We start from the raw sequence: 7944 nt of genomic DNA, 5'->3' as shown, positions 1-7944 counted from the left end.
GGCCTTTTTTATTCCCCAGCCAATGCTCGCGGGAACAGAACGTTATTCTCAAGACTGATGTGCTCCATCAGGTCGTCGATCATCTCGTTGATGCCGTTGTACATCGCTTTCCAGGTGGTGCACGCCTCTGGCGGCGGTGTGACGTTGTGGGTGGTATGTTTGATGACTTCCAGCAGTTCGCCGGCGTCGTCATGTTCACTTTCCATCACGCTGATAGGCCCCATCGCCTGGCTGCCCATTCCCTGTTTGATCATCGGGAAGAGGATCTGCTCTTCTTTCATCATGTGGCTGGAAAGCTCTTCGTGCAGCATGGTCAGGTATTTTGCCAGACCGCGCGGTACGGAGGATTTATCAGCGTGAACGCGCTCAACTTTGGTCGCCTGCAGGATCAGCTCAGGTAGCTGCTCACGGTGGCGGTCGTGGTAACGTACGATGATATGGTCGATGATTTCAGCGAGCGGGGCGGTGCGCCAGTCTTTGTCGACAGGCTGTTCGGCCAGAAGTGCCAGCTCCGCTTCTATAACCTCCACGTCCAGCTCTTTACGCGAGGCCGCTCGCGCCAGCGTTTGTTTACCGCCGCAGCAGTAATCCATGTCGTATTTACGGAACAGCGCAGAAGCGCGAGGGATGGAGAGCGCCAGCTCGCCCAGGGGTTGGTCGCGAAAGGCCATAGCAGTTACCTCGTCATCAAGAATATAAGATGCATATTAAATGCATCTTTATGGCGGCGCTATAACCCTTTAGAGGGAAGGGGAAAAGTGCGACGCTGATCACAAAAAAAATGTTCCATTTAACTCCCTGAATGGACATAAGAAAGTGGTTTAGAAAGTTTTTAAAGGTGGAGAAACAGTAAACAACCCGCCGCGCATGCCGATAGATACACGTCAGACAAACCTGCATATAACAAAGGCGACGCATGTTTAAACGTATAAAAGTCATAACTCTTCTTATTTCGGTGCTGCTTGTGCTCGGCATCATGCAAGTGATTTCCGCGGGTATCTTTATCAACGCGCTGAATAACGACAAAGACAACTTCACCGTGTCGCAGCTTTCCAGCCAGAACGTGGCGGAATTTACCGACGCGTGGATCAGCCTGAACCAGGCGCGCGTCACGCTAAACCGCGGGATGCTGCGTCTGCAAAGCAGCATGGCCTCTCAGATTAACGGCGGACAGCTGAACGAGCTGGTTAACACCGCGAAAAACCTGCTGGCTAATGCGCAGGTCCATTACGACAAATACTACGCCCTGCCGAATACCCCGGGTCTGGATGAGAACCTGGCCGATCGGCTTGAAGAGCAGTACCGCATCTACTCCGCCACGTTGGCGCAAATGAACGTTCTGCTGGGCCAGGGCAACCTGGAAGATATGTTCAAACAGAATGCCGAACAGAAGCAGACGGCAATGCAAAAGGTATATCGCGAGTGGCGTGAGGCGCAGGCTGCGCTCACCAGTAAAGGCATTCAGGATAACGAAAGCGACTACAAGCGCATCCTGTGGATCCTTTCTGCCGTCATGATTCTCGTCATTGCGGTAATTCTCTCCAGCTGGATCGCCATGCGCCGCGTGCTGCTGCTGCCGCTGGAGGAGGTGATCAACCATATCCGCGCCATCGCGGCAGGGGATTTAACCCAGCCGATTCAGGCTGAAGGCAAAAACGAAATGGCGATCCTGGCGCGCAACGTTCAGGAGATGCAAACCTCGCTGGCCAACACGGTTGGCGTGGTGCGTGAAGGCGCAGACACTATCTATACCGGCGCGGGTGAAATCTCTGCGGGCAGCAACGATCTCTCTTCCCGTACCGAACAGCAGGCCGCGTCTCTGGAAGAGACCGCCGCCAGCATGGAACAGCTGACCGCCACCGTGAAGCAGAACGCCGATAACGCGCGTCAGGCTTCTCGCCTGGCGCTGGATGCCTCCTCAACCGCGAAGAAGGGCGGTAACGTGGTGGAAGGCGTCGTGCGAACCATGGACGAGATCGCCACCAGCTCCAGCAAAATCGCGCAAATTACTAACGTGATCGACGGTATTGCCTTCCAGACCAACATTCTGGCACTGAACGCGGCGGTGGAAGCGGCGCGCGCGGGCGAACAGGGCCGTGGCTTTGCGGTGGTGGCAGGGGAAGTTCGCACTCTCGCACAGCGCAGCGCCCAGGCGGCGAAAGAGATCAAAGCGCTGATCGATGATTCCGGCGAGCGCGTGAACGCGGGCTCCCAGCTGGTTAACGAAGCCGGGGAGACGATGGCGGAGATCGTCAATGCGGTCACCCGCGTCACCGACATCATGGGCGAAATTGCCTCGGCCTCTGATGAACAGAGCCGCGGTATCGATCAGGTGGGCCAGGCGGTAGCGGAGATGGACCGCGTCACTCAGCAGAACGCCTCGCTGGTGGAGGAGTCTGCGGCGGCAGCGGCGGCGCTGGAAGATCAGGCTGCGCGCCTGAACGAAGCGGTGGCGGTGTTCAAAATAACGCGTAATCAGGCGGTCAAAGCGGCGCCGGTGAAAACCTATGCGCCAAAAGCGCAGCCAGCAGCGACGGCGTCTGAAGCGAACTGGGAAACGTTTTAAAGGCTTGCCCTGCAGGCGTAGCGCCGCAGGGCATTGCTCACCTCTCCGAAGCCGGAACGATCCTTGGTTTTTCCGGCTTCGCTCTTACCGCCATCACCACCCCCACCACCAGTAGCGCGATCCCACAGGCCGTTAACAGCGGCGGCACGCTCTGGCGCATCAGGAAGGTGTACAGCAGCCCGGCCAGGGTTTCGAAAACAATCAGCGGCCCTAAAATCACCGTCGGCAGCTTCTGGCTGGCAATGTTCCAGCACAGCGCGCCTACCCAGGAGCACAGCACCGCAATCGCCACCATCAGGCCAATAAAGACCCACGGTCTTGGCCCGAAGGGCTGGGCAAACTCCGGCTGCTGATGTCCCAGCCAGATGCATGCACCGGCATATCCCACTAACGAGACGGGGAGCGTAACCAGCGCCTGCGCCGTCGCCCACATCATCGGATGTTTGTCCGGGTTCTCCCGCAGCCAGCGCGCATTGCGCAGGGCGTACCAGGCCCAGCACGCGACAGAGATGAACGCTAAAAAGATCCCCGAACCGTAACGCCATAAGCTGAAGTCTTCCAGGCCGTGGCGCAGTTCAGCGATATTGACGCACACCAGCCCCACGGCGGTGCAGGCCAGGGCGGGTATCATTTTCGACCACGCCAGCTTGCCGTCCCGATGGCTATAGAGCAGATTCGCGAAGATGGGGATGACCACCGGCAGCGTGCCGATAATCATGGTCGACACCGGCGCACCGGTACGCTGAATGGCGCTTGCCAGGCAAACGTAATAGATGAGATTGCCCATCATGGTCAACGCCAGTGCGGTGCCCCAGTCCTGACGGCTGAGCTGTCGCAAGCGCGTGCGCCCCAGCCATGCCAGAGGAAGGGCAATCAGCCCGAGTGCCAGATAACGTCCGGTAGACTGCAATATCGCCGGGTATTCCGGCACGATCAGTGGGCCGACAAAGATCAGTCCCCACATCAGACCTGCAAGCAGGGCATACAACACGCCGCTAATCATTTTTCCATCCACATTGATTTACTCTGCACTCAGTCTAGGAGGGTGAAACGCGCGCGTATTGTATGAGATTGCGCATTAGCGCCGGGCGACCTGCTTCTGATAGCGCACGGGCGTAATGCCGTAGCGGCGGGTGAAGGCGCGGGTTAAATGCGACTGGTCGGTCAGCCCCGTTGCGGCGGCTACCTCGGCGGCGGGCATACCGTGGGTGAGGAACGCTTTGGCGCGCCACAGGCGAATCGCCATCAGCATCTGGTGTGGCGTAACGTGAAAGTGGGCTTTGAACTGGCGCTGGAAATGGTACGGGCTGAGCGAGACGACATTGGCCAGTTCGTCCAGCGTCATGGCGTGCATGTAATTGTCGTGCAGGTACTCGCGCACGCGTTCGAACCGGTGCGCACCTTCGCGAATCACCGGCGCGTGATGGGCTAGCGGCTGGAAGGTCTCAATCAAATCCAGCAGCAAGCTTTTTTGCGCCAACGGGTCGTCCGTGTGCCACAGGCCGTAAATAAGCTGACCGATTTGCTGCGAGCGCAGCGGGTCATAGCGGGTTACGTCGCTAAACCACCAGTGACGCAGGCCGGTCACCTCTTCCAGAAGATCGGGTTCGATGTAGACCATCCGGTAGCGCCAGCCGCCTTCGGTGGCGGATTCCCCCGTGTGGATCTCATCCGGGTTCATGGTGACAACGGAGTTTTCCGCCGCGAGATGCTGTGTGCCGCGATAGCGAAAGCGTTCGGCGCCGGTTTCGATGGTACCGATGCCGAAGGCTTCATGCGTGTGGGGCTCAAAGGCGTAGTCAGAGATATGGGCGTGATAGAGTTCCAGGCCCGGCAGCTGCGCCAGATGGCGAAAGCGCGCGCTGTCTCTCTCGTCAGTAAACTGTTCCGGTACGCCTTGCACGGTGAGCCTCCTCATGGGTCATCGCTTCATTATCAGAGATGACCCGAGGGGATGCCACAAAAAATAACCAATCCGTAACAATTACAGAATGGCTTTGACGCTTTCCGCCAGCGGTGTGGTCGGGCGGCCGATCAGTTTGCTCAGGGTACGGCTGTCGTCAAAGAGCCCGCCTTTGGAGGCACCTACGTCGGAGTCCGCCAGCATATCAGCCAGCCCGGCAGGTAAACCTACGCTCTTCAATGCGGCTGCAAAATCCGCTTCGCTCAGGTTTTGATACGCCACAGGTTTACCGCTCTGCTTGCTCAGTTCTGCCGCCAGTTCGCTCAATGTCCAGCCGTGGTCGCCAGCCAGTTCATAGACCTTACCTGCGTGACCGTCTTCAGAAATCACTTTTGCTGCTGCCGCCGCGTAATCTGCACGGGTCGCAGAGGCAATTTTGCCTTCGCCTGCGGCACCAATGAATACGCCGTGTTCCAGCGCAGGCGGCGCGCTCGCCAGATAGTTTTCGGTGTACCAGCCGTTGCGCAGCAGGGCGTATGGCACGCCAGATTCTGCCAGTGCTTTCTCGGTTTCGACATGTTCAACGTGCAGGCCCAGCGGTGATTTATCCGCGTGCAGCAGGCTGGTGTAGGCGATAAATTTCACGCCTGCCGCTTTGGCGGCGTTGATGACGTTCTGGTGCTGGGCCGCGCGCTGGCCCACTTCGCTGGAGGAGATGAGCAGCAGTTTATCCACGCCGCTCAGCGCGGCAGTAAAGGCGGCCTCATCAGTGTAATCCGCCTGACGAACCACAATACCCTGGTTGCTTAACGCTTCAGCTTTCGCCGGGTTACGCACAATGGCAACAATCTGGTTTGCCGGAACGGTTTTCAGCAGTTCTTCAATAACGTGTTGGCCAAGCTGGCCGGTAGCGCCGGTAATCGCGATCATGATAAATCTCCTTCGTGTTTGTCTGGTGTTGTGGCACACTATCACCATAGCTAACTTTTAGTAAGTACGTACAAAAAGGTAAGTATGAAAACAACGATACCGACGCTTAGCGAGCAAATGCGCGATGGCAATCTCTTCGCGGAACAGTGCCCTTCACGGGAGGTGCTCAAACACGTTACCAGCCGCTGGGGCGTACTGATCCTGCTGGCTCTGCGCGGAGGAACGCACCGTTTTAGCGAGTTGCGCCATAAAATGGGCGGGGTGAGTGAAAAGATGCTGTCTCAGTCGCTTCAGGCGCTGGAGCAGGACGGCTTTGTCGATCGCGTGTCGTATCCGGTCGTGCCGCCGCACGTCGAGTATAGCCTGACGCCGATGGGCATCGAGGTGAGCGAGAAAGTTGCCGCGCTGGCAGACTGGATTGAGGTCAATACGCCGAAGGTGATGGCGAATCGGGATGAGCGCGCGGCGTAAAAGCCGGGAATGTGCGGTCTGATGCCCTCACCCTAACCCTCTCCCACAGGGAGAGGGAATAAACACTAAAAACGGCAACGTGCGTTGCCGTTTTGCTTTTACTTGCTCAAATCCACCTGATAAATCGCGAACCCAATATCATCCGTCGCCACCTTTTTCATCGGATACTGCGCTTTAGCCATAATAAACGCGGCTGCCTTATCGGATGGTGAGGTTTCAAAGCGGATATCCAGTTTCGTATCGCTGTGGATTGGCGCAAGACGCCAGTTGTTGTCCACCGCCGGATGAATTTCACCTGCCTTCTTCGACTCCGCGCCGATCCACGCCGCCAGCACCGAGCGGTTCTCGTCCGGAGAGGCAAAGGCAATATGGCTATCGCCCGTTCCGGCAAACTTGCCGCCGTAGGCGCGGTAGTTATTGGTCACGACCAGGAAGGTGGCACTCGGGTCAATCGCCTTGCCGTTGAAGGTCAGGTTTTTGATGCGCTCCGCCTGCGGGTTAATCGCCTGGCACTCACCGTCATATTTCGCCGGTTGGGTGACGTCGATCTGGTAATTCACGCCGTCGATCACGTCGAAGTTGTAGGTGCGGAAGCCGTCCCAGTTAATCAGCGACTGTGGTTTGCTGCTGTTCGGATCGATCTGGTTAAACTGTCCGGCGGAGCATTCCAGCCACTCTTTCACCTCTTTCCCCGTGGCTTTAACCACCACCAGGGTATTCGGGTAGAGATAGAGATCGGCGGCGTTACGGAAGGTCAGCTGGCCTTTTTCGACCTCAACATAGCTTGCCGGGTCGTTCTTGCGTCCGCCCACTTTGAATGGCGCGGCGGCAGACAGCACAGGCAGTTTTGCCAGATCCGGATCGCCCTGAACAAAGTGTTCGGCATAGGCTTTCTGCGCCATGTTGACCACCTGAACGGTCGGATCGTCCTGCACCAGCGCCAGGAAGCTGTACATGTTGTCGGCGGATTTGCCGATCGGCTTGCTGACGAATTCGCGGGTGGCGTCATGGTCATGCTTCAGCACGTCGACCAGCTTTTTATCTTCACCTGCCAGCGATTTTTTAGCCGCAGCGTCGTAAATCGGGCGCGCTTCGGCTTTTGACTGCGTCACCTTCCAGTTGCCGCCGTCGTTATTCAGCACCAGATCCACCACGCCGAGATGATCGCCCCACATGCCCGGCATCACCGACGGCACGCCGTTGAGCGTCCCTTTCTCGATATCCGCCCCTTTAATGCTGGCAAAATCTTTGCCCGGGAAAACAGCGTGAGCGTGGCCGAACAGGATCGCGTCAACGCCCGGGACTTCGCTCAGGTAGTAAACGGAGTTCTCCGCCATGGCCTGATACGGATCGGCGGAAAGACCCGAGTGGGCGACAACCACCACCAGGTCTGCGCCTCTCTCGCGCATCTCCGGCACGTATTTGCGCGCGGTTTCGGTGATGTCATTAACGGTCACTTTGCCGTCAAGATTAGCTTTATCCCACGTCATGATCTGCGGCGGTACGAAGCCGATATAGCCGATTTTCAGCGTCTGTTTTTTCCCGTCCTGATCGACAACCTCGGTCTCTTTAATCAGGTAAGGGGTAAAGAGCGGCTTTTGCGTCTTAACGTCGATGATATTGGCGTTAACGTACGGGAATTTCGCGCCAGCCAGCGCATCGTGCAGGTATTTCAGACCGTAGTTGAATTCGTGGTTGCCGAGGTTGCCGACGGCATAGTCCAGCGTATTCATCGCCTTATAAACGGGATGGATCTCGCCTTTCTTCAGACCTTTCGCCGCCATGTAATCGCCGAGCGGGCTGCCCTGGATGAGATCGCCGTTGTCCACCAGCACGCTATTTTTGACTTCGCCGCGCGCGGCGTTGATCAAACTTGCTGTGCGTACCAGTCCGAATTTTTCCGTAGGGGTATCTTTGTAGTAATCGAAGTCCATCATATTGCTGTGCAGATCGGTCGTTTCCAGAATACGCAGATCTACCGTCGCCGCCTGTACGCTCGCTGCAATCAGCGTCGCCAGAAGCGTTGCACTAAACTTAATCATCAGAGGAGTCCTTTTTTCGATGCAGACCACAA

General features: G+C 57.2%; 7 protein-coding genes. 2 read left to right on the top strand and 5 right to left on the bottom strand.

Annotation, left to right across the window (positions count from 1 at the left end; all coding sequences use genetic code 11):
• Positions 1-8: 8 nt before the first annotated feature.
• Positions 9-671, bottom strand: coding sequence for an iron-sulfur cluster repair protein YtfE (gene ytfE, locus ACWKXT_RS16500; protein WP_454528634.1), 663 nt, complete (start codon positions 669-671; stop codon positions 9-11).
• 245 nt (positions 672-916) lie between these two features.
• Between ytfE and ACWKXT_RS16495 the strand changes: the two genes are divergently transcribed.
• Positions 917-2566, top strand: coding sequence for a methyl-accepting chemotaxis protein (locus ACWKXT_RS16495; protein ID WP_454532929.1), 1650 nt, complete (start codon positions 917-919; stop codon positions 2564-2566).
• A gap of 37 nt (positions 2567-2603) precedes the next feature.
• Here the strand turns inward: ACWKXT_RS16495 and ACWKXT_RS16490 are convergent, their stop codons facing one another.
• The 3 genes from ACWKXT_RS16490 to ACWKXT_RS16480 all read right to left on the bottom strand — a co-directional run bounded on the left by ACWKXT_RS16490 (position 2604) and on the right by ACWKXT_RS16480 (position 5399).
• The gene (locus tag ACWKXT_RS16490; protein ID WP_454532928.1) at positions 2604-3569 is read right to left on the bottom strand and encodes a DMT family transporter; all 966 of its coding nucleotides are present in this window, start codon (positions 3567-3569) and stop codon (positions 2604-2606) included.
• 75 nt (positions 3570-3644) lie between these two features.
• Positions 3645-4469, bottom strand: coding sequence for an AraC family ligand binding domain-containing protein (locus ACWKXT_RS16485; protein WP_454528637.1), 825 nt, complete (start codon positions 4467-4469; stop codon positions 3645-3647).
• An 81-nt stretch (positions 4470-4550) separates the two neighbouring features.
• Positions 4551-5399: an SDR family oxidoreductase gene (locus ACWKXT_RS16480; protein ID WP_454528638.1), complete on the bottom strand. Its 849-nt coding sequence runs from the start codon at positions 5397-5399 to the stop codon at positions 4551-4553.
• 84 nt (positions 5400-5483) lie between these two features.
• On the opposite strand from ACWKXT_RS16480, the gene ACWKXT_RS16475 reads away from it, so the two are divergent.
• On the top strand, positions 5484-5870 hold the full coding sequence (locus ACWKXT_RS16475) for a winged helix-turn-helix transcriptional regulator (protein ID WP_454528639.1): 387 nt from the start codon (positions 5484-5486) through the stop codon (positions 5868-5870).
• A gap of 98 nt (positions 5871-5968) precedes the next feature.
• On the opposite strand, the gene ACWKXT_RS16470 is transcribed toward ACWKXT_RS16475, so the two are convergent.
• On the bottom strand, positions 5969-7912 hold the full coding sequence (locus ACWKXT_RS16470) for a bifunctional 2',3'-cyclic-nucleotide 2'-phosphodiesterase/3'-nucleotidase (protein WP_454532927.1): 1944 nt from the start codon (positions 7910-7912) through the stop codon (positions 5969-5971).
• Positions 7913-7944: the final 32 nt, after the last annotated feature.

This window comes from Enterobacter sp. UPMP701 (assembly GCF_053709515.1).
This window is presented reverse-complemented; position numbering and strand designations above follow the sequence as displayed.

What these genes read in the sequence shown, in the direction of transcription:
- ytfE (WP_454528634.1), bottom strand. Translation starts at nt 671, where the DNA reads ATGGCCTTTCGCGACCAACCCCTGGGCGAGCTGGCGCTCTCCATCCCT.
- ACWKXT_RS16495 (WP_454532929.1), top strand. Translation starts at nt 917, where the DNA reads ATGTTTAAACGTATAAAAGTCATAACTCTTCTTATTTCGGTGCTGCTT.
- ACWKXT_RS16490 (WP_454532928.1), bottom strand. Translation starts at nt 3,569, where the DNA reads ATGATTAGCGGCGTGTTGTATGCCCTGCTTGCAGGTCTGATGTGGGGA.
- ACWKXT_RS16480 (WP_454528638.1), bottom strand. Translation starts at nt 5,399, where the DNA reads ATGATCGCGATTACCGGCGCTACCGGCCAGCTTGGCCAACACGTTATT.
- ACWKXT_RS16475 (WP_454528639.1), top strand. Translation starts at nt 5,484, where the DNA reads ATGAAAACAACGATACCGACGCTTAGCGAGCAAATGCGCGATGGCAAT.
- ACWKXT_RS16470 (WP_454532927.1), bottom strand. Translation starts at nt 7,912, where the DNA reads ATGATTAAGTTTAGTGCAACGCTTCTGGCGACGCTGATTGCAGCGAGC.